The following is a 24773-nucleotide window of genomic DNA, read 5'->3' as shown; positions in this document are numbered from 1 at the left end:
GATGTTGGAGAACCGTCTTAGCCAGCCTCACGAATGAGGGGAAGTAAAAATTGCTTTTGCGGTGAAGGGGTCTGATGAGAACGGAAACCCAAAGTCCTTTTCAGCGCTGGATGGCGGTAATCGCCACAATTTTTTTCCCTTCCCAAACTGCCGCCAGCGGTGACTTGAAGGTCGGCACCGGCTTGACAATTGCCGTCAATTTCTTGGGCCACATGGTGCCCAGGTTGCCCTCGGGTCGTCCAGGGCTGGAGCGCGGTTTGAAATTTCGTTTTCCATCGAAGGACATGTTCAGTGCACGAAAGCATACATACTAAGCTTAGTTGCGCTTCCTGAACCCGTGTCAATTTGCGCAACGCAAACCGATTGATCCCGAGGCAATCCTCATTTATGGGATGCCTGTCAAATCAGAGTCTCCCGTTGGGCCAATGGTCCAGTTACGGCTCGGTGCCGGGTGTAAGATGGCACAAACTCTTGGATAGCACGCTCCGAAAGGCTGAAAAAAGGTTAGGGAATATGGCAGAAAAATCGAACTTCGACATATTGTATACCATTGTAGACGAAGCGCCCGAACTGGCAAGCGCATCGTTTCTTCCCATCATCCGCAAGTTTGCTTCGGCCGCTGGAGTGAGTGTTGGCGCCAAGGACATCTCGTTAGCTGGGCGCATATTGGCGACATTCCCAGAGAACCTGACAGACGAACAGCGTGTCAGCGACGATTTGGCATCGTTGGGCGAACTGGTAAAAACGCCGGATGCCAATGTGATCAAATTGCCGAACATCTCTGCCTCTGTCCCCCAATTGGTCGCTGCTATCGAAGAGCTTCAATCGCAAGGCTACAACATCCCCAACTATCCCGAAGAGCCTTCGACGGATGAAGAAAAGGCGATCCGCACAAGATACGACACCATTAAGGGCTCGGCAGTGAACCCGGTTCTTCGTGAAGGCAACAGCGATCGCCGCGCTGCTCGGGCGGTGAAGAATTATGCTCAGAAAAACCCTCATTCGATGGGAGAGTGGAGCGCTGACAGCAAGACTAAGGTCTCATCAATGTCCAACAATGATTTCTATGCAAACGAGAAATCAGCAACGATTTCCGCCGCCCATGCAGGCGACGCAAAAATCGAGTTTGTCGGCAAAGATGGAAGTGTAACCGTATTGAAAGACTCTTGGCCTTTGGCCGATGGCACCGTAGCTGACGCCACATTCATGTCGGTCAAGGCACTTTCCGCATTCCTGGCGGAAGCAATCGAGGACACAAAGCGCGACGGCACTATGTTCTCGCTGCATATGAAGGCCACGATGATGAAGGTCAGTGACCCAATTATCTTTGGCTATGCCGTCAAAGCGTGGTTAGCCCCAGTATTCGAGAAATTCGGTGCCGAATTGGAAACTCTTGGAGTGAACCCAAATTCGGGCCTTGGCGATCTTTTGGATCGCATAAAGGGCAACGCCGATATTCTGGCGGCTATCGATGCGATTAAAGCGGATCGTCCTTCGATGTATATGGTTGATTCAGACCGCGGTATTACCAATCTGCACGTTCCGTCTGACGTTATCATCGACGCCTCAATGCCTGCGGTTATCCGCGCCGGAGGTAAAGGTTGGGATGAAAGCGGCGCAAAAGGGGACACCAACTGCGTCATCCCTGACCGCTGCTATGCGCCGGTTTATGACGAAACCATTAAGTTCTTTAAAGCCAACGGCGCGCTAAACCCCGCGACTGCCGGGGCTGTTGCCAACGTAGGCTTGATGGCGCAGAAAGCCGAAGAATACGGCTCGCATCCGACTACATTCCAAGCTCCTGCCGACGGCACCATCCGTATTGTTTTGGAAAATGGAGAGACTTTGCATTCGCATGAGGTTGAACAGGGTGACATCTGGCGTTCCTGCACAGTGAAAAAAGCGCCGATCGAAAACTGGATCCAGCTTGCGATGGACCGGCAGCGTCTTACCGGATCCGAAGCGATCTTCTGGCTGGATGCTAATCGCGCCCATGACGCTGAGCTTATCAAATACGTCAATCCGGCGCTTGATGCCGCGGGCGTTGCAGACAAATTTCAGATAATGGCCCCACGCGAAGCGACCAAACAATCACTGGAGACTATAACCGCTGGCAAGGACTCGATTGCTATCACCGGGAATGTGCTGCGTGATTATTTGACTGACCTTTTCCCAATTCTAGAACTGGGAACCTCTGCCAAAATGCTATCGATCGTTAAACTGATGAACGGTGGCGGCCTGTTTGAAACCGGGGCAGGGGGCTCGGCCCCAAAACACGTGCAGCAGCTGGTCGAGGAAAACCACCTTCGCTGGGACTCGATGGGCGAGTTCTGCGCGTTGGGGGAGTCGCTGAACTTCCTGGCCGACAGCAAAGGTAACGCCAAAGCAGGTGTTCTGGGCACGGCAGCCGAAGCAGCAACGCAGGGTATTCTTGATAATAACAATTCGCCCAGTCGCAAGGTGGGTCAGCCCGATAATCGGGACAGCCACTATTGGTTTGCCCGCTATTGGGCAGAGGCACTTTCAAAACAAACAGAAGATGCCGAGTTAGCCGCCGAGTTCGCACCGATTGCACAACAACTAGCCGACAGCGAAGAGCAAATCCTTTCAGAGCTTGCAGCCGCGCAAGGGGTAGCCGCCGATTTGGGGGGTTACTACCATACTGACCCAGCAAAGGCGGCAGCGGTTATGCGTCCGAGCGCAACCTTGAACGCAATTATTGGGTGAAACCTGAAACTCGAAAAATTGGATCACCCGCGCTGAGCGACAAAAGCCGACCCTTAACGGTCGGCTTTTTTACTCAAGCTGGAGAAAAGAGCCTGTTCCCATTGCAACACCTTTTTTGAGTGCGTGGTGGAGCAACTGCCCGCAGTTATCTTCCAGCAAGCCTTATAAAAAACAATACACCTTAGAACTGGGTTGTCCCTAAGTGAGCTGGTTATTGCATAGATAAATCTCTCGCTTCAGCAATAATATTCGCAACTAGCCATCGGAAACGGAACAAATTGTAGCGCGAACGTTCTCAGTTTTTTGAAACTGCTGGGTTTAGGAACTTTTTTGGATCCCTTCAAAAAAGGGGCCGGTCCTAAGACCAGCCCAGAAAGCATCCGTAAACCGAGGGATCAGTTCGATGCTGCATTCAATTTTTGGTTCTGTTCGCGCAACGTATCCGAGATGATGGCGTACCATTCTCCAGACTCGCGCATTTCGACCAAGCCCTTGTTCATCATCGCAATATATTGACGCGCGTAGGGGTTGGAGCGATGGGCAAGAAAGCTCATCGAAGACAATGTAGATACAAAGGGGTTTTCGGCTATATCCGCCGATGACAAACCCATTTCATTCATCGTTGCCGCGAACAGTTCAACTTCAAACGCAGCTATATCCGCTGTCCCAGTCAAAACTGCATCAAGGCATTCCCGCGCGGTCTTTGGTTTAACCATAGTGACATTGGAATCATTTAGACCAACTTCTTCGAGAACAACCATGCTCCACCCCTCCATACGACAGATCGTGGCACCTTTGAATTCTTCGAAGGTTGTCGCACCAGCATAAGCGCTTTCAGGCAAAGTGAAAAAGCCGCCAACAACATCATACACAGGTACCGACGCAACGAATTGTGTACACCGTGCCTCAGTTTCCTGAGACCATTCATACGAGCGATTTGTGCAATCAGGGATTGTCCAAGCGATCGAAATGTCAAACGCATTCAGAGGAAGCAAAGTCTGAAGGTGCGCGCTCCAATCATCCACAAAGCTTACCGAGAATTCACGATTGTTGCCGCCACGCTGAAGGCTGGTCGTGGCAAGCCGGGTCATGAACCCACCGCCATTCAAAGTTTCGTCTGTAAATGGCGCCCAGCCGTTGCCAGTAACCATTTTGATTGGCGGTTCATAGACATTCGAGCGCTTAACACTTGCTGCACGCTGTTCTTCTGCCGCAATCAAATCCTGAGCGCTTTGTCCATTTGGCAGGCTTCCGTCTTCACAAGGCAGTGCCAAAACCAAACCAGGCTCCAAGTTACCCGGATTGGTGATTACGTTACGGTTCGCGTTAAAGATTGGCTGATAATTCGATGTGCCATATGCAGCAATCGCGATTGTGGCCATCGTATCGCCGTCAGTCACAGTATAATTCGTACAAGCCTCTTGAGCAGCGGCAGCACCCGCGCCTAGCGCAGTGAACGCAGATGCCAAACGCATTGCTTTCTTGAGGTTCTCGTTAAACATTTCCACTTCCTCCAGACTTTGGTTTTATTAGGCCGTTTGGAGCCCTAGCCATTTTCCATTTGATAGCGCAGAGCGGTCGACACGATGTCGCGCCACTCACCCGATTGCTGCATAATCGCCAGTCCTTGATTGAGTGTCTCAAGCACTGCTTCCCCGTCAGGATTGTCTTTGTGTGTCATGACGTTGAGTGACTTGATCGCAGCAAGATTTGGGTTTTCGATAATCTGATGCTCATAACCCAGACGGCTGATGGCCTCGGCCGCCAAATGAGCCTCAACAGCGACAATATCTGCCTCGCCCTGCATGACAGCATGAAAACAATCATCGGGTGAGACCGGGCGTAAAAGGGTGATGACCGGCTCATATAGGCTTACGGCATCCATATGCGACAAAGACCACCCCTCGGGGCGGCAGATAGTTGCACCTGCAAAATCAGCGTAAGTGAGAGTTTGTTCAAAACCAGAGCCTTCGCGCGCGAAGAATGTATCAACTACCTCATAAAACGGATTCGAGAAGTTGTAGGTTTCGCAACGGTTGCGATCGCTTTCTGACAAAGCTTCAGCTTCTTCGCAATTTGGTCGCGACCACGGGAAAGTGGCGTCAAACGCCAATGTCGGCATCAGCAAATCCAAGTGCGAAGACCAGTCATTGACAAACTGTATCTTGTAGCCCTGTTCCGGAGCAGCGCGCAAAAAGGCCGTTTCAACAAGGTTCGTATAAAGGCCGCGATGCGGCAAAGCTTCGTCAGTGAACGGGGCATAGTTACCACCGGTGATCAGCAGCAGTTGTCGATCCCGAATTTCTGATTTCTCTTCGCCTTGAGATTTGCGGATCAGGGCGGCTGCTTCTGTTCGCGCTTCCTCAATTTCCTCACGCGCCGAAATTCGAGCCTCCACAACAGCTCGCTCGCTGGCCTTCTTAGCTTCGGATTTGGCTGCGGCAACTTGGGCCTCAGCATCAGCAACGGCTTTCTGAGCCCGCTCTTCCGCCGCTTCTACCAGTTCGGCGGCCATCTCGACTGCCATGCGCTCTGCCTCGGTTTCGGGCCGAGTAACGGCGCGTCCAATATCGTCTAGGCAAGGCATGACCAGTTTGTCGCCGACGCGTATGATATTTGGGTTGGACCCGATAACATTTCTATTCGCGTCATAGATGAAACTATAATCTTCGGTGGCGTAAACCTGTATCGCCAGTTCCCGAAGGCTATCCCCACGTCGGATTTCGTAGGTCGCGCATGCTTCCTGCGCCGATGCGGAACCTGCTAAGACTGCAAAAGCCAAGCCGGAAATGATTAGATGATTTCTCATGAGTGCTGAACTGCCTTAATTAGGTTCCTGCCGGTTTAACGACGGCAATAGCGATATTGTCCTGACCAGGGTCATTTTTGGATTTAAGTGCCTGCAACAAGGTATCCGCGATATCGCGCGCAGGTGACTGCGCGTGAACGCGCAAGAGCCCCTCAATTTCGGGGTCACTGAGGAATTGCAAGCCATCACTACCTAGGACGAGAAGGTCCGAGGCGACCAAATTTAACGCCTTTTCAGGACAATCCACTTGGCGGATTTCCCCGCCCATAATAACGGAGGTTAGTTGGTTCCGGTCCGGGTGCGCGCGCGCCTCTTCGGAGGAAAGTGTGCCCTCCGCAACCTTTGCGTCGATCGCTGGAGCCATGGAATGGTCTTCGTTGATCTGAGTCAGACGGTCATCTCGGAAAAGGTAGAGAGGGCTGTCGCCGATGGAAATCCAAAAGACACGCTGCCCAAGCATTAGAATGCCCAGCAATGTAGAGCCCAATTTGACGCGATGTTCATCGCCATGATCACCTACTGCGGTATTGGCTTGCATCGCGGCAATCGGCAGAGCGTCGAGCAGATCGCCCTCGACCGGTTCGGGCCCGTCAAGCTGGGCATCCATAATGTCGCACCATGCTGATATGACCAGCTCCGATGCGATTTCACCCGCATCATGCCCCCCCATACCGTCAGCAATGACGACGTAACCCGCACTAGCCGAGTCAAACACTCGTGCGGAAATCGCATCCTCCTGCGTGTCGCGCTGACCCTTGTCAAGAATCAGCGCAACATCATATGCAGGGCTTGCGAGCATTAATCGGCATCCCGCCAGTCAAATCCTTCATCGCAGAAGGCCTTGAACCGCATCGAGGTTTCACTGATGCGGATTATATCACCACACGCAATAGGCACTGTGCTGAGGACTGGTTTGCCGTTTAAACGAACAAGGTTAGCCTTGCCGCCGTGACCTAAATAGCATTTTCGGTCTTCGGGATCATAAGCGATTACCGCATGATTGCTGCGCGAAATACCTGTGTCTCCGAAGTCCAACTGAATAGCCTGATCGTCATTTCGGCCTATTTGCATCAGACCTTCGGTAACCGTTACGCAGGCGCCTCTACCCGGGCCGGAAGTCACGACCAACCATCCAACCGGGAATGTCTGCTGTGCACTCTCCGTCTTCGCGACAGGTTCTGCGGCTTCGATCAATTCCTGCGCATGCGTGTTCGCGCGATCAAAGCCGAGGAAAGTAGTTTTTACGCGGGCCCGACGATCCTCCGCTGGGGCTGGAGCCACAATTTCCTTTTCAGCAACTGGGATTGGTTCTGGTGAAGGCTCCTCCAGCTGAGATGGTTCACTTTCTTCTTCGGCTGCAAAATCGGGAGAAGGATCCACAGTTGGCTCAGTTGTGACTTCAAGCTCTGGTTGGACTTCGAGAGCATCTTCGGGCTCTTCCGTTGACGCTTCGGCAACTGCCGCGAGCATGGTTTTTTCATCTTCCGCCGCATCAGTTGATGCGGGGTGCAACGTCACAACTTGATCTTCCTCTGAAACTTCTGGGTCGACGGGCGCATCCGCCGTCTCCTCTTCCACAGTTTCGTCCTTGGACTCTTCATCTGTCTCGAAAAATTCAGGCATTTGGCCTTCTGGGATCAGATCTTCCGACTCCTCAAAGTTTTCGAAGCTATTGTTGCCGCCGGCTAGTGCCTCGCGCAGCGCATTGAAATCTGCGATTGGCTCAGGTTGATCTGCCTGCTCAAGATCGTTCTCGGCAATCACTTCGGTTTCGGCCGTATCTTCTTTGGATTTGCCGGCACCTTCTAGAAGCCGGCTCAGAGGGCTTTTGTATTTAAACATGGTGTCGACACCTTTTTCCATCTGATGCGGAGCACTTCCCGCGTGTTTGTTACAGATCACCGCGCATAAGGTTCGGTGAGACTAAAAACCAAAAATCACTCTTACGATCCGCAACGGGCCGGTCCCCGTTGGGTGGCTAACTGGGGGCCACCCTCAGCACATACTTGCCAGCGAATATCACTCGATCCGGGTTTCTCTACTCCTGCGCAAGCCGCATGGTAGCGGCGGTTTCAGATCCGTTGCGCAATACGGTCAGCTCGGCTGTGGGGCGGCTTTCGGCAACAAGATTTTCGAGGATCACGTCCAGACTTTCTGGACCATCGAAAGCAACGCTTTCCTCACCTTCGCGCAACAGAACGTCGCCACGTCTAAGGTCACTTTCACTGTCGTTCGGCACTGTCTGTACTGATGTTTGCCAGCCGTACCCGTCTACGTGGCGGATACTGAAGGTTAGCCCGTTCTCAAGACCCAGACTGCGGTATGCGGGCAATGCTAAAACAGCATTCTGCGCACGGGTTTTACCCAATGCGCGGTAACGGGCGGTAACCCGTACATACCCATCAGGTTCAACTGCAAAATTGCTCAATATGTGTGCTTCAAACGAGAGATCCGCGCGAATAGGTTCACCGTTCAGAGTAAAAATCGTCGTTCCACGCTGAACCCAATCGCCGACAACGGACATATCCTGATCAGCATCAATACCACTAATAGCAAGCACATTACCCGTCGATGCACGACGACGTGAAACAGTGAACGGTACATCCACGTCCCAGTGAGCGAAAGCCACCTGGTTGTCCAAGAGATTGATGAGTTCTTCCAAAGGTAAACCAATTTCAGACTCAGAGAGTGCTGCCTCGGCTTCCAGTTCGGGCTGCTTTTCGCCAACTTCCAGGATTGATATTTCCGCTGGCGGAATCTCTGAGGCGGGAACGGCATCGAGTGGCGGCTCTAACGTTTCTTTCGAATCTGGTTCCTGGATCACTGTCTGCTCGACAGGTTGCTCTTGCGCCACCTCGGTCTCGGGTGCCAAAGCGGGTTCGGCCGATTCCGGCTCTGCTTGGACTTCGACGGTCTGCTCGACCGGTTCCGGTACAGCATCAATCGGCGCTGGGGCCTCAACTGTGACCGGGGTTGCCTTGGGCGTGGAGTTTTCGCCCGACATCAGAATTATCATTCCTGTAACGACCGCCGCTAACGCGATCACGACCAATACAATTGACCTGCTTCCGCTTCCCGAACCGCTTTTGACTACTGTGTCAACGGTAACCGGTGCGTTATCTGAAGTTGCGAAATTCGCGTGCTCTTGTTCAGGTTTTTCTTCGTTCCCAAGCGTAAGGTCAGCATTGCCAGCAAGAAGGGCGGTCACAACAGCCTCGGCATTTTCAGTCTCGGCTTTTATGCGTTCTTTCTCGGCCTCGTGATCTTTGTGGTCCATGCCGACGATCACGGACACTGGACGGTAAGCAAACGTGTCAAAGATCACGTCTGGTCCGCGGAACATTCGCAACCAATCCAAAGCCGATTGAAGACGATCGGTGGTGTGTACCTCCAGCGCCTTGTCAATCGCATTCAGGAATTTGCTCGGATATCCCGAATAGCGCCCGGAAAGCGGAACATAAGGGTCAGATTGACCATTGTTGAACGCGTTCAGGCGGGTTTGCCCGTCGATTGGACGTTCGCCGGTTATGGCGTGATACAGGGTTGCGGCCAAGACATATAGATCACTACTGGGACTTTGTTCCGCGCCCCGAACATAGAATTCGTGCGGCGAGTAGCCGTCCTTTATTACCCGCAACGTCAACAAAGCAGTCGATTTGTGCGCTGCTTGCTCGCGTGCCGCACCAAAATCAATCAGAATAGGTTCACCATTCTCGTTGATCAGAATATTGTCTGGCGAAATGTCGCGATGCAACATTCCGCTTTGGTGTATGAAGGACACTGCGGACAGCATCTTCTCTGTGACCTGAACAATAAACTCCGGATCACCTCTGTTTTCGGCGTTCTCAACAAATTCCAGAAGGTCGCAACCACGGACAAAATCCATCGCGATGTAAGCGGTATTGTTGTCCTCGAACACTTGATGAACGTCGACGATATTTGGATGTACAAGACGGGCATGGTTCCTGGCTTCCAGAATAAACAGGTCGATGATTGCCCTAAGATCTTCGTTGAGCCCCGGGTTTACCGCCTCGACGAAATCTCCATTTCTACGACACAGGGCGCTGGGGTAACACTCTTTGATGACCACATCGCGCTCAAGGCTATCGCGGGCCAGATAGGTGATACCAAAACCGCCATTGCTGAGAAAACGAAGAATCTCATACTGACCGCGCAGCAACTTTGCCCCTGGTTGGAGGCCTTCTATCTGAGGTTCGTCGTGCGTCGCACCAACAGCCTGGTTGTGGCTCATTTCTTCCCGCCCATTCCATTCACTTTGCGGTAAAAACAATCGGACCTATCGCCCGTAAACTCACAACCAGACACAACCGCAGTACACTTGAGAACGGTTAGACGTTTCAAATTTGACTTTAATGGGGCCGCCTGATGGCTTCACTATGGATCAAATTTCATCAAATACTATATATAGTCTGTGGGCAGACAATACTCTATATATAGTGTTTTTCCTTTAAAAAAATACGAGCATATACAGCGAATTTTGACGATTGGTCTACAAATTCGAAACAATTGCAGCGTGATTCTGAACACTCCAAACCGCGATCCAGACACTCAATTTAAGCGTGAACGTATCACGTCCCGGTTTTAGTAGGCGCGGAAGCTACCGTACTTCCAGCCCAAGCCAGATTATCGCTAAGTTGTGCAAGGATACCGACTGCATCTCTTAACGGTGCATCGCCGCTCTCAAATTGCAATAGCATCAAAAGGTCCGTCGCTTTTTCAAATTCACCTGGAACCCAGTCCGCACTAGCATCAATTTCCGTGCCCGAATCCAAACGATCAGCAAAATCTTCGACAATTTCCTGACAGCTTTGTAGAAAACTCGAGGGCTCAATGTCCGCATTCTCACGAAGTTCGTTGCAGATCCCGGCAATTGCGACCAGCCAATCCTCTAGGATCGGGTTGTTCAGCGGAGGCAGCGACACGCTAAGACTGGTGTGAACATCTTGTCCATCTGCTCCCGATGTATCATGCTCAACTGTAACTGGAGCCTCGATATTCGCAAGGAAGGGATCAAAGTGGTCTTTCAGATCGTTACGAGCGGACAACAGATCGCTCTGACGATATTCGGAAGCCACCCGCAAGATTACTTCAGCGAGTTTTGAGCCGCCACAAGATTCCCAAAGTCTGAAATCAGGTTCAGGTTCCTGGGACATGGCTTTTACAGCCAGCGGCGTACCAATTGGAACAACCGTCTGGAACATATCACTATTTTCCTTTTCCAATCTCCGCAAAACGCGATCACGCGCTTCGTCGTCGGGTAAAAGATCGGCATGTGTCACGGCCAACAAACTGCTCTCGCGCAGCTTTTTCGGCACTTGCCGCCAAAGGTGGCGTTCAGTTTCCCGCCACGCGCTCGTGCCATTGGTGCACCAGATGGCGCAATCCACATAATCCAGCAGAGCCAAAGTTTGCTTATATGACTCGTCAAGAGCATCTGAACCAGGCAGGTCGAAAAGCGAAATATCCCGCAGAGCAGGGGTGTTAAGACCGACCGAAATAAAATCCGGATTGTCAGCGGCCGCTTTTTCCAATGTTACGCCAGAATAAACTTTAGGTTCCTTGCCCCACCAACCAACACTAGTTTCGGGTTCCTCAGCAAAAGCAACAATCACAAGAGGCAGTTTCTGTTGCTGCGGACCGGTGGGCAAAATGTCAGCTCCTGCCAGCATATTGGCTAAACTGGATTTTCCGGCACCAAACTCTCCGGCAAAACCGATAGCCACGGTGTTGGACAACCGCTGCGCATGCATAATAGCCCGTTCGCGTAGCTCATCCAATTCAATTGAGGATGGAGTGTTTTCGGTTGCCGTCAGAAAGCTTTCGAGTTTTTTTACTACCTGCTCGGTTCCGGGAAATTCAATCATTCTGCTGCCTCAGCGTGTAAAGCCTCGAACCGGTCGGGCCCAAGGACCGAGCTCAGTTCGTCCACTATACGTCGAGCACGGTCAACAGCTTGTTGCGCTTCGGCACGGGCATTGCCTCCATTCGGTCCGGCGCGGTGCTCCAAGTGCCCAGCCAATAGTGCCAAATAATGATCCACTACTGTTTGCATACGGTCTAACAGGTCACCGCGGGCAGTATCGATCAGATCATCCCCGATCATCTCAAATTCCTGAACGATCATTCGTTCAGCCCTATTCACAACGCTGCGCCTTGAAATCAATCGCGACAACCAGGTCACTCGAAGTTCAACGGTTATTCCACGAGTCAAAGCCGTTGTATCTGGGCGAAACCACCTTACTGCGCTGGTGTTCATTCGATTGTCCACAGGTTCCTTCCACCCGGGAAGGGCACGCAATGCTGAATTGCTTTGCATGTCCACGGCATAAAGCTCACTCAGCATGCGTTGGCGTATGACTTGTGTCGCACCCTGCACCAGTTCCCGCATCCTTTCACGTAGCGGACCAAAATTCAGTTCGGTTTCACCATCGCGACTTAGAAGTGGGGAATTCCCATCAGAACCACGGACAACGGTCGACACTGCCTCCGATACGGTGTCGTCCATTACACCACGCAAATTGGCCAGAACATTGTCCATGTCCTTGGTTATGGATTCGGATTTTTCAGCAATGAGGGTTTTCAATTCCGCTAGCTTCTTGTTGCCTTCGATAGCGCTTGGATCATCCGCGCGTTCCTCATCCAATGCCCGTAACCTTGCGGTGCTACGCTCCAAGTCACCCTGTGCAAATCCATTAAGGTGCTGCCAGGCCATTCGCATTTGTTCATTACGCGGGCCGTTGGCCAATGCTTGTGTTACATGATGGCGCAAGTCTGGCAAGCCGGACGCAATCATCGCGGCGTAACGCAAAATGGCCTCGCGACTGATGGGTCCGGGGCCTTGTTTGATCTCCTGCACACCAGACAGATACTGGTTCATCTGTTCCGGATGGGCACGCAGCCAAGCCAGAACCTGGTCATGGTCAATGCCAGATTCATCACCGGTCAAAGCGTAATGGGCCCATTGGGCACTGCCCACCAGCACATCGATCTCAGAGTTTCCAAGGGCATTTTCAAGACCTTCCACAACATCAGCCTTGACCTTGTCAGCATCCTCGGCACCGCCCCCTAGTTCATCAACCCGGTTGATAAATACAACGATCTGCCCCAACTCCAGCGCCTGCATGAGACGAAACAACTTCAGGTCTGCCCGCGAAAGGGCCTGATGGGCGGACAGAACCACCACAAAAAAATCAGACTCTTTAAGATATTGGCGCGATATTTCTTCCCGGATTAATAGCGGGTCATTTACACCCGGCGTGTCAGTAACTGTGACCGGAAACGGGAAATGGCCAATTTCGAAAAAAACTTCGGCTTTTCGGGTTATGTCGCTGTAAAGGCCTCGATCCGATCCGGGGTCGCGCTCTCCGTCGTCCTCTGGATCGTCTCCCGCACATACGTAACGAGCCAAATCCTCTGATGTCAGCTCCTCCAGGTCGTGACGTTGGCCCAGCAATTGTTCATAGCTTTCGCCCAGGCGCAACCGAGCGCGTGTTTTCATCGCCTCGACCTGTTCTTCGATCATCTCCCGCTTATAGCTGTCCTCGTCATCGGGGAACATGTTGCGCAGTTCTTCACCTTCGGCAATCAAAGCCTTCCACTGACGGTTGTCAAAGAAGTGAAACTCAGCCCCAGAAGTGCGACCAGAAGGGTGGCCGAAATGCATATCGGTGATCACTGTTGTCCAAGGGTTCACATCAGACGGAAGATATCCAGCTTGACCGGTAAAACCGTTAATTAGGCGCGACTTGCCAGCCTTAATCTGTCCGACAAATGCAATTGAGGGCTTTAGCTTTGAAAGGTCGTCTACAATACGAGAAATGAAATGACGGGTCTCGTCATTGCTTATTTCATTCATATCTTCGGCGATGCGAATTAGTTCGCGGCGGCTCAGCTCACTCATTAGTTTACCCTGACAACTCGCTTCCGAATCTAGATTAAAAAAGTGGACACTATTGGGCAGGATCGGGGTTATTCGGCGGCGTTCTTTGATGATTTCCACATCGATACAACAGCCTCAAGCTTACGAGCATCGTGTAAGGCCCCAGTCGTATTCTTGCCGTCACTTACAAACGCCACGCCTGTTCCCTGGCCGCCGGAAGGACGCATAACAACCATTTGCGGCAGGTCTGTGCTGCTGTCGGTTTGCCATCCGACGAGGTCGCGAATGATTTCAGATAGGACATCCTTATCTGGGTGCGCGGGCTGATCCTGTGCGCACAAGCCCTCGAACTGTGAAACCTCAATGCCATCACTTGAAATTAAAAAACGCCCCAACGCAAATCTGTCCATACCATCGTAAAACGTCTTGGCCGCGGCAGGCAGATCGTCAGAATTTGGGTCTTGCACGGACTCTGTTTCAATTGGGTTATCTGGCACCAGAGTTACGCGTGGCTCTTCAGGTAAGTCTATGTTGGCGCAAGCGGTCGCAACTTCAGAATAGGTCAAACCGACATCATCTGCCGCGAGCGAAGTATCAGGGCACAGAGACTCCAGTTGCAGTGGGCCAGGGGCAGATACGAGATCAGATATCAGGCGTGCCAATTGCTCAATCAATGACGCCCGAGTATCCATTTCAAAATCCGGCTTTGGGCCAGTATCGCATTCAAGAATATTCGTTACGCGCGAACTGCCGACATCGATTGACAAACGTGTGCCATCTGCGGCAACAAAATCCAGTCTTCGAGGCAATATTGTGCACCTGATAGCCTTCAGAACTTGGGAGCGCCTATCCTGTGGCCTCTTGCCGGCAAGGCAGATTGCAGGGGTCAGACGAGCGGTGGAGGTTCGCCCAATCTCTTCTAGTAGATCTAAAATTTCAGGGTCCATCATGTCATTATCCCCTTTGGGCCCCGCCTAAATTGCGGCGGCAACTAGTCCAAGGCTGAGATGTGATTTGGCTAACATCAGCTCGATATTGGTGCGGTCTTGACAGATAAAAAAAATAACATGGTCCGAGAGCTCTTGCATTCGCAGAAAAATGAATACCCGGTCGTCCGAGAACACCGCGACTTCCCCAAAAACCGAGCTAATCGTCTGATCTGCCTCGTCCGAACGCAACAGCTTTTCAAAGGCTGCGATGCCGCTCCCCTGAAACAGGTTAGTGGCAGCCAAAGCCGAACTTTTTAAGCTACTGGCATTGTCCTGATCGATAGCACTTGTACCTAACAGCATTCCCGTTTCCATATCGATATAACCGGCTGCCAAGCAGCCGGGTACAGCTTCGATTGCAGCTGCTAAAACCTTTTCGATTGACATATCTCAGCCTGTTCCTGCGATCGGTTACTTCAAACCCATTAATCGCAATTTTCGCTACAACACATGCCACTCCGCGCCAGCGTTGTCATTCGATTTCCGAACAGATCGTAGCGGATTTTTTTGCCCATGAGCGTTGTGTTCCAATGCGATCTGATCGAATTCCCGCAGAAACGCGGTAAAGGCATTTTTCAGACCTTTCGCGTCGTCAGGCAGAGGATCGTTTTCCTCAATCTCGCGCCACATCGACAAGGCGCTAGGCGGCGCACTAACTCGAGCGTCAAGCAAATGTTCGGAAGTTGGGTCCGTTTGGTCTGACATGTCTTCACGTGACATCGGCGTGTCGGGTTCAATAGATACAACTTCAGCCGCGGTCAGAACATTGCCTTCGGGTTCGGGTTCATAATCTTCCCCGTCGCCTTTCGTTTGTTCTGCAAGCAGGGCCGTGATCGAAGAAACGGACTGTCCTATGTCTGGCCCAGGTTTGGGTTCAACTTCCGAAGTCAGGCTATCTTCTTCTTCCTGACTTACAATGATCAGTTCGGGTTCTTCATTTACTTCGTCGCCCTCGGAAAACTCAAACTCATCTACATCTAGATCAGGGTTTGTCAGTCCACTTAGATGCGGAGAATCTTCCGTAGTCTCGCGAAAGTATGACCGCAACTCTTCTTTCGAGGTCGCTTCAACATCATTGACCATTTCAGCACGCATGCGTTCAGCCTCATTGGGGTCAATGCGAGAACGCTCTGGCTCTTCGGTGCGGCGTTCTACCCGAGCCGGCCTTACCGGAAAGTTAGTGATTACATTGCGATCCTCGCTTTTGAAGCCTCCGCTGAGTTCAACTAGTTTGACTTGCGAGTCTTCGGGTATTGAATCCGCTTCCTCTGCAGGGTGAACCAAGGTTTGACCAGACTGCGATTTATCGATTTGATACCGGGCCAGTTGATCAGCACGGCCATCCATTATCTGTTCTGTAATCTCCAAAAAGCTGTCGACCATTTTTCCACCGCCGCTGCGCGACCACAACTCGGCATCACCCGTCTTATCGCGCGCAGTTATAGCATCACGAGCCGAAAACAGTATTGTGCGATTGAAAAGGTGACCCGCCTCGCGGTTCACACGACGCAGTACTTTTTGCCTGTCTTTCGCACTCAGGGCATCGGCACGTGTAATCAACAGCAACGAATTATTCTGCAATCGTTCCGGCAACGATACCCAAGTCGCACGCTCGGTTTCACGCCAAGCCTGAGTGGAATGCGTACACCACAGTACGCCATTTGCCTGACCAACAGCTCGCTGCCAGACATCCGTTGAAATCTTAGGGTCCGAGATGCCGGGCGTGTCGATCAGATCAACGGCTTCCAAAATGTCAGCCTTGAGGAATATCCGGACGAATTGTGCATCATTGACAGCGATCGTTTCAAGTTCATCCAAAGTGATACTTTGTTTGCTGCCGTCGTGCCGTTTGACATAGGCCGGACTGCTTCCCCAACTGAACCATACGGGTGGCAGCTGTGTTGCTGTCACCTGCGTTGGCAGGGCTTGCTCACGCAAAAGAAAGTTCATCAGTGTCGACTTTCCGGCACTGAACTCTCCCATAAGCGCAAAAGCTGGCTTTCGACGGGACCACTGCTCAATGCGGTTCCATGCCATGGGAGAGACGAAGCGGGGATCTGTGTTTTTTACCATAACTCTTCTTATGCTGCTTCGTTACTGAGGTCTTTGAGGATGTCGCCGAGGATGTCATCACGCGACTTTTGTGGCTGCGTTCCGGAGTTCAACGCTGCTTGGGCTGCAGGATCGCGATTACCTGACTTTGAAATACTGAGAAGCGTGTCCTTTTGTTCAGCCAAGAAATCCGCCATGCCCGCACGAACGTTCTCTAGCACCGCCGCTATCTGATTTTCCTCTATGTCTTTTGTGATGGAATTCGCCTCAGACGAAATCAGACGCGTATAATCAGCGGCATAAGCTTCAAAGCCTTTACGTTTCTGCCACCACCGACGCCACCACGTACTTTGCAAATCCAATGCGATGGTTCGACCAATGCCCAAGGGAGGCGGAACACGCGGGACGATTGGGGCTTCGATGTTGAATTCACCCAGATGGTTGCCCAAAAGTTTGAGATACAGAGATTCAACGTCTGTAGCCGCCGAGGAATAAATAGCGCCCGCTTCCTTGCGCATGGAACGTCCAAAGCTAAAATATGCTGCTTTTTGCAAAGTCCGAAGACCCGCGGGATCGTATTGCCAAGTCCCCTCCTCACCATTTTGCTCTAGATGAGCGATCAGTGAGTCTGTTGCCCGTTTGACAAAATTCGCTTCGGCCGATGCCAGCCGCTCCAAGACCTTGTCCCGCAGCTTGGTCGTAAGTTCGCTTACCTTTCGTTCATATTCTTCCGAAACTGTCACAATTGCTTTTTCCGCGGACACGCCGTCAAGATCTCGGAGCACCCCGTCGTTGGTCGACAACGTCTTTGCCACCGTAGTAGCCCGAATTTGGCTGGCAATGTTACGCGCCCGATGACGCACACGATCCAATAGTCGGCTCCCCGCTCCTTCGGCGATTCGTTCATTCATTGCGAGCAAAAGGTCCGGAAGGCCCGAGAGCGCCCAGATTTTGTCCAAAGACGCCGACTGGTCCCCAAAACCTGCAGCGAGGTAGAATGTGTTCAGAGCCTGACGGGATTCTTCGGTTAGAATGTCGGGGTTCCCCGTCAAAGCAGCTTCGGCCCACTGGGCGCTCCCAAAGACAATGCTGGTTTCAGTGTCGATATTATTCTGTTTCAGAGTGTCCTGAATGCGGTCGCGAATCTCAGGAACCTGAGTGACGGGATCCGACAACTCGTCAATACGGTTCACAAAAAGGATTATCTGCCGGTTTTCGAACTGAGAAATGATCCTCATCAGCGCCATGTCCATTGTCGTCAGCGCTTGGCTGGCTGCCAATACGACGACGCACACTTCGGAACCACGCAGACTACGAAGCGTAATCTGCTCGCGCACCATAAATGTGTCATTTACACCCGGCGTATCGCAAAGCTTTAGCGAAATTGGATATTGCGGGATATCCATGAAAAGCTCTGCCGATTTCGTTACATCGGCAAACCGTCCCGTCTTGGGGTTGATGTCCGGATCATCCTCGTCACCTAAACAAACATACCGCTGAATTAATTCGTCATCAAAATAGTCATATTGGTGGCTTTGACCAAGAATCAGGTCAAAATGCTTGCCAAGTCGTTCTTCTGATTTGGCCTTCATTTCATTGACTTGACGACGAATATCATCCATCTCGTCATCGGCGCCAGCGCGATTGGCAAGTTCTCCTAACCGGCCTCCGCCGACCATAAGGTTGTCCCATTCTTCCTGTTCAAAGAACGTGAACTTGGAACGGGTGTCCCCCTCGGTACGTGTATTAATGTTCAGGGTTGTCACAACAGAAGTCCACGGATTCACATCTGACGGTAGAAGGTTCGGCCGTCCCGCCAGAATGTTGATTATCGAAGATTTTCCAGCCTTGACTTGACCTACCAACGTCACGCTGGCAGTAAAATTTTCCATTTTCGTCTTAAGCGTCGCCAAGCGTGCGGAGGATCGCGCATCCGCCACCTCAGTCAGTTGATCTATCTGTGTTGTCAGTGCGGACATTGCATCTGTCATCGGTGACAGGGCTTCGTTTCCCACAGACAGAAGGTGGTCATTGCGCGCCATGATCAGCCTCCGGTACCAGTTGCGGCTATGCGGTTGCCCGAACCTTTCGCCGACCGACTGGCCAACGAATCGATCCGCGCGATTAGGTCTAAAGCATTGCCCAAAATCGCCGCTTCGGTACGTGGCGAGATCGATTCATAAGCAAAGGAGTCAGCCAAGACTTCAATTGAGCGGAAATGCTCACTGTTCTCCAGACGCGCGACCCGGCGACCGGTTGGAAAGTCTTGAGATCTGTGTTCAGGCAGCGGCATTCTAGCGTTAGCCAGAAGATAGCGGTTACCCGAATGTGTTTTAAGCGAGATTCCAAACCCCGTTCCTGGGTGCTGGGAATTGAAGGTTTTAAGCTCGCCAATGAAACTTTTGCGGGCAAGCCCGACGATGTCTTGCTCGGAAGCAGCAGAATTTATCTGGTCTGTCACTATTAAGGCCCTCGTTCTGGAGATGAGCAGATACTGACAAGATGCCTGATGGCGAAAAGGACTCATGAAATCCCGACGTTCATCAACTACGATTACCACGGTGTTATTTTGACGTGATTAGGATATTTTGACGTTTCAATTGTGGCGCAATTGAGGAGGAGGTTCTTACTTGCGCTTCAACCCAAGCGGGTTTTGATTTGCAAACCATCAGTACAAAACCGTTCACAAGTACAACGGGGCCCGTGAACGAGTCGAAACCCTTTTCGCAAGATCATGTTATAAATATTTATTTTTTATAGTAATTTACAAAAACCGTATGTGACGTTTGTAGTCCAGAAAGGTTGCTTGGGCAGCCTGGGCCAGTGCAATCCGATCAAAACGGGGACTTGGGTTAACTAAGCAAGAACAATTTATACGGGTAGTACAAGTAATAGCTATCGGAGTTCCCAATTTGGAAACAGTTTGTTTACGTCGCGAGCGTTTCATAAGCGGAGTGAACTTCCAAATAGGAATCTCAAGGTGTTCTGAAGGTGACTCAAAACTTTGGACAATCAGGTTTTCAAAGGACGCTAACTTCCTAGCGGCGGCAAGAACTTCGATCTTTGTCTCCATCGTGAAAAATTTTTTGGGTTCGTCAATTTTACCACTCGCGCTCGCTTGTAAGCTTTGCTATTCACCGCGCTATGCTGGTGCAGGGCATCAGAAAGCGGGTGTGGCGAAATTGGTAGACGCACCAGATTTAGGTTCTGGCGCCGCAAGGCGTGGGGGTTCAAGTCCCTCCACCCGCACCATACTCAAACGAAGTCAACAAAAGACTTGTATTTGTTGCTGCTGGCTATGAACTTCTGAACCGGCCCAGTGAACGAAGATGTTCTGCCCGTCGCTCAAATGTCTTTTCAAATGCGTGCTCAGATGCGAACGAAACTGCCGCCTGAGCTTTTTTCAGAATTTCTTCTCTATTTTTATCAAGGGCGCCAATCAACTCGGCAAGTTTAGCAGGACGTCGCAACGGTGATGCCCAACCTCCGCCCGAGTTTTTCAACACACCTTCAAAAGCTTCGTTGGCATAACCGACTATTGGAACCCCGCATGACATGACTTCTGAGTAAGTACTGGACGGGTCACCCTGAACGTGCGGACACACAAATAGGTCGGCATTGTCACGCAGGAAAGGGATCCAACCATTACGAAAGTCCATAGGCGGAAGCAATTTTACGAAATTATTCAATCCAAAGAACGAGGCTGCGTCTTTTAGCGCGGATTCAAGTGGCCCGGTGCCGACAATTGTCATCTCGAAGGGAATGCGTCGGTCACGTAGCTCTCTGGCGATCTTGGGAAGCTCTGATACGCCTTTCATTGTGGAAAGCCGGCCTCCGAAAACCAACTTCAAAGGCCGCCCCGACAACAAGTCGCCGAACCGGCTTTTTACCTGATCAGTCGGAAGGATGTCTTTCTCATAAACTCTATTGTCAAAGAACAAGAGAGCACTCGGTACAAGATGGCGATACAAGTCGTATGTGGGCGTGCCGCTGCATTGCAGTCCCGCCAGCATAGGCAATAGCTTTTGGCGCCGCTTTTCCTCGGCATGTAGCCAAAGCAATCGACGGGCACGGCGAATATGGTCTTGCGGCAATTCGGCCGCTACAATCTGACGTTCTGTCCTTGGTGAATATTCGCTTGTGCATACAAGAGGCATTCCGACCTTGTTGCATGCCTTGGCTATCATGATGTTGTTGCCTGCAAGAAAGCCAAGGCCGATAGCCGAGTGTTTCAGTCGATTGGCAAACTCATCCTCGGATTTGGAGCGCTCTTCAATTTCGAAGCCGAACAGTTCTGGCCTTGCTTCTACACGGTCCATATCTTCGGTAGGACGATCATCGAGTTCGACCATAACGGTCACCGGACCTGGCCATTTGTCAACAAACCGCCCTGCTCCCTCCATGTACTTTTGGGTCATCACTAATTTGCCATTCGGCAAACGTTGCGCTTTCAGACTAGGGAAAAGGACAAGCTCATTGGACTCTGACATCGTGTATTACTCTGCTGACGCGTTATTCGTAGCAAGGTTCAAGTATCGTTGCCAGATTCCAATCAACTAAAAATCTCTAACGCTGACCCGGAATTAGCGCACTGAAAATTGCTCTTCGCACATGAGCACAAACGTCAGGAAGCTGATATTATCTGTCGCGATTTAACATGTGAATCGCGCAAATCGCGTTGCTAGTTCATCAATGCATTTCGCGCAGTCTTAATCACACGGTCGACCGTTTCCCCCATGTTATAATACAAGGGTAAACGTACCAACCTTTCAGCCAACTGCTCCGTAACAGTCAATGATCCTGAGCATTTCCCATATTTTCGTCCTGCAGGCGAAGAATGCAGAGGGACATAGTGAAACGGCGTGCCAATGCCAAAATTGTCCATATCAGCGATGAACTTGCGGCGCTCTGCTTCATCGCGAAGCAAAAGACAGAACAAATGGCCATTTCCTTGACAGTGAACAGGTCTGACCAACAGATCAATACGCCCCATCTCGGCCAAGTCCGTGAACGCAGATTGATAGCGGGCTGCAGATGATAGCCTGTCGGAAATCACAGCCTCCATCTGCTCGAGCTGTGCCAACAACATGGCGGCAGTTAGTTCAGACGGTGAGTACGATGAACCTATATCAACCCAAGTATACTTCTCTGCAAGCCCATCAAAAAACTGGGATCTATTTGTCCCTTTGTCGCGAATAACGTCTGCACGCTCCACGAGATCAGCCCGGTTAATTGCAAGCGCTCCGCCTTCCCCGGACGTTACGTTTTTTGTGGCGTGAAAGCTGAATGCGGCAAGATCGCCAAGGCTTCCAGCAGGTCGTCCGTTATACTTTGATCCCAACGCTTGAGCAGCATCTTCGACAAGGATTATGTTATGGGCTTTCGCAATTTCTGCCAACGCGTCCATTTCCGCCGGCACACCAGCATAGTGAACTGCAAAAATCGCCTTTGTTTTGGGCGTCACCGCTTTGGCAACCGCATCCGGATCAATGTTCAGAGTGTTTGGTAAAATATCTACAAAAACGGGAGTGGCCCCGCGCATAACGACTGCATTTGCCGTCGACACAAAGGTGAAAGATGGCATGATAACTTCATCGCCTGGACCCAAATCGCAAAGGATGGCCGCCATTTCAAGCGCGGCGGTACAGGAATGAACAAGCTGCACCTTGGGAGAACCGGTCATTTCCTTCAGTAGAGATTCACAAGCCACCGTAAAACGACCGTTTCCAGCGAAGAAACCTTCCTCTAGTCCCTGTTGAATGTAGCTTCGCTCATTGCCGATTAGCTTGGGCCGATTGAAAGGAATATCAAAAGGCTTCAAGCCAGAAACTTGATTTAGTACTTCCTCAGTTTCTTTCGGCATTCAAATACTCACTTACTTACTAGTTACTCACTTATTCCCCCACCATCAAAACACACGGCTGGTAGGTGCGGTCTTAGAAGCCCATCACAACCAAAAACCAGATGGGCTCAACATTTCGGCATTCCACTCTATCGCCTCCAGAAAAACTCCTTTCCAATGGCTGCGAAAACTTGCGGACTAGTTGCGCGTCCTGCATCGTCTTCCGACACACGGTAATCGAACCCAGCATTGAAACGCCAATCATCCGTAAGCTCATGACTGTAAACAGCGCTGAAGAATCCCAATTCGGTGCGTGGTTCAGTCACGGTTTCTTCTGTTATAGCATAGGTCGCGCGGAGGCCAAATTGAGAAACCGGCGTCAGGCGCCAGAGATACCCCAAGTCAACGACGTTCGAGACCGTGTATTCGTCATCAGTATCCGCGAGTATGTCACGGCTTATTCGTATACGCAAATAATTTGGACCGAAATCGCGATCAAACAACAGCGCGCCTATCGGATCAACTGAACCATCTGGTCGATGTGCGGCGCCAAGACTAAAGGCAAAATCGCCATCCGGAATGGGAAGCGTGCGTCCTACGATCAGGCGATCCAAACGACCAGAGGCATTCAGACTGGAGTCATATTCACCAAAAACCGTTCCGTTTGCGACGTCATGAAAAACACCCAAATTTCCAACGACACCGGATTCGTCCCGGTCCCCCGATACTTCGCGCCTTTCGGTTACGTCAGTGTACCCGATCGTTGCGTCAAAACGGGTCCGGTCAGAAGATTCGTGGGATACGCCAAATGCAATTGTATCAGTGTCCCGAACAGTCTGATCGATGTCGTCTTCTTCGAATTTCTCTTTAGTGTACGTCAGACTGGTGGAGGTCACTGGAGACAATGCAAAGGTAAGGCCAGCTTCACCAATGATTGTATCGCTGTCATCAAATTCGGCGTCTCCGGATTCCGAATAATTGATTCCGGAAGCAAACAAACCCAAATTGTAGCCGATTAGGTTTTCGCGCCCTCCGTCGAAGGCAAAACCTAGCGCGTAATCACTACGTGTCCCATCGCCGGTTAGGCTTGAGAAGTCTGCTGGCAGCGTAATGAACCCATCTTCATCTTCGAAATCCGTAAGTGAACGAAGAAATCCTATATCAAACCTCAAGTATTCTGCATCAAGTGCCAGACCTGAATTAGCCGCATCGCGTGTATAACCAAAGTCCAGCCGAGTATCCCCGACATTAAAAGTGTCAGAGTTGTTTGGCAGGTCTTGCAGGCGCAATCCTGTTACGACGTCCAATTCCAAAGTTTGGGTCCGGGTCTCGCTTGACAGACCGAAGGAAAGAATTGTCGAAGCTATAAAACCATTCCCCTCTTCGGGAACATCCAAGGCCAAGTTTCGACCATATTCCAGTCTTTCGGCAACTCCGAAACGCATCTGCAGTCCGCCTGGCTCTAGCGGCACCTCCTGCGCGAAGTTCATGCTTGCAAATGTAGATGCGGCAAAAACAGCACCTATTCGTATAGTTCGATGGGTGGGAGCCTGTATCACGTGTTGGTCACTTCCAGGTCATTCAAACAATCGGCGCTGAGGCACTACTATTACGTCTCCGTCAACCAGTCTCGTTGCGCCGCCTTGCCCAGCACCTTCGAGAATGGCGTCATAGTTAAACTTGTATACCCGCTCATTACCTGAACGGTCGGCCCGACGCAAAATAATGCGTTTGGTGGCCGCAAAGCGTGAGAACCCGCCCATTTCCGCAAAGAACTGGAGCAGCGTGGTGCCCGGTGGCACTTCGTAGCGTCCAGGTTCCCCCGCTTCTCCGACTGCGTAAACCAAGATCGGATCTGGGTCTGTGGGTTCGGCGACGGATCCAAGAGCGACAAAAACATTTGGCGGCGCAGCAAAATTCGGAGCCAGCAGATTGGTCAGGTCATTACGAACCTGCTCAACGCTGCGCCCGCTGACCGAAAGTGTACCGGCCAAAGGCATGGTTATACGCCCGTCGGGTCGTACAAGCACCTCTTGCTCGAGGCTTTCATCTTCCAGAACTTCAATGTTAAGAACATCCCCAGGCTGAATTCTATAACTGCTTTGAGCCATAGCTGGCGCAGCTAGTACCACGCTCAGCACAAGTGTAACGAGCAGTGCATAAACGGCTTTCATATTCCAAACTCCCGTACCAAGAAAATACTATGGCCCTTATTATTACCGCGGTCACATGACCCTCGGGCAAAAAGACCTTGATCTGCTCGACCCCACCACTTTGCGCATGATTCGCTTTCTAAGGCTACATTTTGATTGTCTTCGACAAAATTTTCTCTCAATTCCCGTTCTAAAACGCAACACTTGGTTTGCAATTAAGAATTTGTTCATACCTTAGGGCATAATTTTGCCTTGTTTTCAGGTTTCAATTTTTTTGGCCGTAGATGCGGTCGGCTTTGCA

At 51.2% G+C, this 24773-nt stretch carries 18 protein-coding genes and 1 tRNA gene; 2 read left to right on the top strand and 17 right to left on the bottom strand.

The genetic code is table 11. The features are described 5' to 3' along the window. Positions 1-100: 100 nt before the first annotated feature. On the bottom strand, positions 101-286 hold the full coding sequence (locus GOV45_RS16340; protein ID WP_170479766.1) for a hypothetical protein: 186 nt from the start codon (positions 284-286) through the stop codon (positions 101-103). 227 nt (positions 287-513) lie between these two features. Here GOV45_RS16340 and GOV45_RS16335 point away from each other — a divergent pair, with 227 nt between their 5' ends. After that, positions 514-2727: an NADP-dependent isocitrate dehydrogenase gene (locus tag GOV45_RS16335; RefSeq protein ID WP_170479764.1), complete on the top strand. Its 2214-nt coding sequence runs from the start codon at positions 514-516 to the stop codon at positions 2725-2727. Between the two features lie 395 nt (positions 2728-3122). On the opposite strand, the gene GOV45_RS16330 is transcribed toward GOV45_RS16335, so the two are convergent. The 12 genes from GOV45_RS16330 to GOV45_RS16275 all read right to left on the bottom strand — a co-directional run bounded on the left by GOV45_RS16330 (position 3123) and on the right by GOV45_RS16275 (position 18938). After that, a complete protein-coding gene (locus GOV45_RS16330) occupies positions 3123-4229 on the bottom strand; it encodes a transporter substrate-binding domain-containing protein (protein ID WP_170479762.1) in 1107 nt (368 codons plus the stop codon). A 44-nt stretch (positions 4230-4273) separates the two neighbouring features. Further along, a complete protein-coding gene (locus tag GOV45_RS16325) occupies positions 4274-5536 on the bottom strand; it encodes a transporter substrate-binding domain-containing protein (RefSeq protein WP_170479760.1) in 1263 nt (420 codons plus the stop codon). Positions 5537-5555: 19 nt separating this feature from the next. Further along, positions 5556-6335: a PP2C family protein-serine/threonine phosphatase gene (locus GOV45_RS16320; RefSeq protein ID WP_170479758.1), complete on the bottom strand. Its 780-nt coding sequence runs from the start codon at positions 6333-6335 to the stop codon at positions 5556-5558. Further along, positions 6335-7378, bottom strand: coding sequence for an FHA domain-containing protein (locus tag GOV45_RS16315; protein WP_170479756.1), 1044 nt, complete (start codon positions 7376-7378; stop codon positions 6335-6337). Before GOV45_RS16315 ends, GOV45_RS16320 begins: the two co-directional genes overlap by 1 nt. 196 nt (positions 7379-7574) lie before the next feature. Further along, on the bottom strand, positions 7575-9788 hold the full coding sequence (locus GOV45_RS16310; protein ID WP_170479754.1) for a serine/threonine protein kinase: 2214 nt from the start codon (positions 9786-9788) through the stop codon (positions 7575-7577). 337 nt (positions 9789-10125) lie between these two features. Then, the gene (locus GOV45_RS16305) at positions 10126-11421 is read right to left on the bottom strand and encodes a dynamin family protein (protein WP_170479753.1); all 1296 of its coding nucleotides are present in this window, start codon (positions 11419-11421) and stop codon (positions 10126-10128) included. Next, a complete protein-coding gene (locus GOV45_RS16300) occupies positions 11418-13457 on the bottom strand; it encodes a dynamin family protein (protein ID WP_170479750.1) in 2040 nt (679 codons plus the stop codon). The genes GOV45_RS16305 and GOV45_RS16300 overlap by 4 nt, the downstream gene beginning before the upstream one ends. A gap of 68 nt (positions 13458-13525) precedes the next feature. Further along, positions 13526-14386 (bottom strand): hypothetical protein, encoded by an 861-nt coding sequence (locus tag GOV45_RS16295; protein ID WP_170479749.1) that lies wholly within the window; start codon positions 14384-14386, stop codon positions 13526-13528. 24 nt (positions 14387-14410) lie between these two features. Next, positions 14411-14812, bottom strand: a complete 402-nt coding sequence (locus tag GOV45_RS16290) for a hypothetical protein (RefSeq protein WP_170479747.1) — start codon at positions 14810-14812, stop codon at positions 14411-14413. A gap of 54 nt (positions 14813-14866) precedes the next feature. Beyond that, positions 14867-16462 carry a dynamin family protein gene (locus tag GOV45_RS16285; RefSeq protein ID WP_254448023.1) on the bottom strand — a complete coding sequence of 532 codons (1596 nt, stop codon included), beginning with the start codon at positions 16460-16462 and terminating at the stop codon, positions 14867-14869. A 44-nt stretch (positions 16463-16506) separates the two neighbouring features. Then, positions 16507-18519, bottom strand: coding sequence for a dynamin family protein (locus GOV45_RS16280; protein WP_170479743.1), 2013 nt, complete (start codon positions 18517-18519; stop codon positions 16507-16509). A 2-nt stretch (positions 18520-18521) separates the two neighbouring features. After that, a complete protein-coding gene (locus GOV45_RS16275) occupies positions 18522-18938 on the bottom strand; it encodes a hypothetical protein (RefSeq protein WP_170479741.1) in 417 nt (138 codons plus the stop codon). Between the two features lie 706 nt (positions 18939-19644). On the opposite strand from GOV45_RS16275, the gene GOV45_RS16270 reads away from it, so the two are divergent. Beyond that, positions 19645-19729: transfer RNA gene (locus GOV45_RS16270), tRNA-Leu, on the top strand. 44 nt (positions 19730-19773) lie between these two features. Here GOV45_RS16270 and GOV45_RS16265 read toward each other — a convergent pair. From GOV45_RS16265 to GOV45_RS16250, 4 genes are all read right to left on the bottom strand, one after another. Continuing rightward, positions 19774-20895, bottom strand: coding sequence for a glycosyltransferase (locus tag GOV45_RS16265; protein ID WP_170479740.1), 1122 nt, complete (start codon positions 20893-20895; stop codon positions 19774-19776). Positions 20896-21158: 263 nt separating this feature from the next. Then, on the bottom strand, positions 21159-22340 hold the full coding sequence (gene rffA / locus GOV45_RS16260) for a dTDP-4-amino-4,6-dideoxygalactose transaminase (protein WP_170479738.1): 1182 nt from the start codon (positions 22338-22340) through the stop codon (positions 21159-21161). 128 nt (positions 22341-22468) lie between these two features. After that, entirely contained in the window at positions 22469-23809 is a 1341-nt protein-coding gene (locus tag GOV45_RS16255) for a hypothetical protein (protein ID WP_170479736.1), read from the bottom strand. An 87-nt stretch (positions 23810-23896) separates the two neighbouring features. Continuing rightward, positions 23897-24493, bottom strand: coding sequence for a polysaccharide biosynthesis/export family protein (locus GOV45_RS16250; protein ID WP_170479734.1), 597 nt, complete (start codon positions 24491-24493; stop codon positions 23897-23899). Between the last annotated feature and the right edge of the window lie 280 nt (positions 24494-24773).

The organism is Ruegeria arenilitoris, from assembly GCF_013035425.1.
GTDB lineage: Bacteria > Pseudomonadota > Alphaproteobacteria > Rhodobacterales > Rhodobacteraceae > Ruegeria > Ruegeria arenilitoris_A.
Note: the sequence above shows the minus strand (reverse complement) of the source record. Positions and strands in the feature narration are given on the sequence as shown.

Excerpts from the sequence above, each read along its gene's own strand:
- GOV45_RS16290 (WP_170479747.1), bottom strand. The coding sequence starts at position 14,812 with ATGTCAATCGAAAAGGTTTTAGCAGCTGCAATCGAAGCTGTACCCGGC.
- GOV45_RS16265 (WP_170479740.1), bottom strand. The coding sequence starts at position 20,895 with ATGACCCAAAAGTACATGGAGGGAGCAGGGCGGTTTGTTGACAAATGG.
- GOV45_RS16285 (WP_254448023.1), bottom strand. The coding sequence starts at position 16,462 with ATGGCATGGAACCGCATTGAGCAGTGGTCCCGTCGAAAGCCAGCTTTT.
- GOV45_RS16340 (WP_170479766.1), bottom strand. The coding sequence starts at position 286 with ATGTCCTTCGATGGAAAACGAAATTTCAAACCGCGCTCCAGCCCTGGA.
- rffA (WP_170479738.1), bottom strand. The coding sequence starts at position 22,340 with ATGCCGAAAGAAACTGAGGAAGTACTAAATCAAGTTTCTGGCTTGAAG.
- GOV45_RS16295 (WP_170479749.1), bottom strand. The coding sequence starts at position 14,386 with ATGATGGACCCTGAAATTTTAGATCTACTAGAAGAGATTGGGCGAACC.
- GOV45_RS16320 (WP_170479758.1), bottom strand. The coding sequence starts at position 6,335 with ATGCTCGCAAGCCCTGCATATGATGTTGCGCTGATTCTTGACAAGGGT.
- GOV45_RS16330 (WP_170479762.1), bottom strand. The coding sequence starts at position 4,229 with ATGTTTAACGAGAACCTCAAGAAAGCAATGCGTTTGGCATCTGCGTTC.
- GOV45_RS16300 (WP_170479750.1), bottom strand. The coding sequence starts at position 13,457 with ATGAGTGAGCTGAGCCGCCGCGAACTAATTCGCATCGCCGAAGATATG.
- GOV45_RS16250 (WP_170479734.1), bottom strand. The coding sequence starts at position 24,493 with ATGAAAGCCGTTTATGCACTGCTCGTTACACTTGTGCTGAGCGTGGTA.
- GOV45_RS16325 (WP_170479760.1), bottom strand. The coding sequence starts at position 5,536 with ATGAGAAATCATCTAATCATTTCCGGCTTGGCTTTTGCAGTCTTAGCA.
- GOV45_RS16335 (WP_170479764.1), top strand. The coding sequence starts at position 514 with ATGGCAGAAAAATCGAACTTCGACATATTGTATACCATTGTAGACGAA.
- GOV45_RS16310 (WP_170479754.1), bottom strand. The coding sequence starts at position 9,788 with ATGAGCCACAACCAGGCTGTTGGTGCGACGCACGACGAACCTCAGATA.
- GOV45_RS16255 (WP_170479736.1), bottom strand. The coding sequence starts at position 23,809 with ATGAACTTCGCGCAGGAGGTGCCGCTAGAGCCAGGCGGACTGCAGATG.
- GOV45_RS16305 (WP_170479753.1), bottom strand. The coding sequence starts at position 11,421 with ATGATTGAATTTCCCGGAACCGAGCAGGTAGTAAAAAAACTCGAAAGC.
- GOV45_RS16315 (WP_170479756.1), bottom strand. The coding sequence starts at position 7,378 with ATGTTTAAATACAAAAGCCCTCTGAGCCGGCTTCTAGAAGGTGCCGGC.
- GOV45_RS16280 (WP_170479743.1), bottom strand. The coding sequence starts at position 18,519 with ATGGCGCGCAATGACCACCTTCTGTCTGTGGGAAACGAAGCCCTGTCA.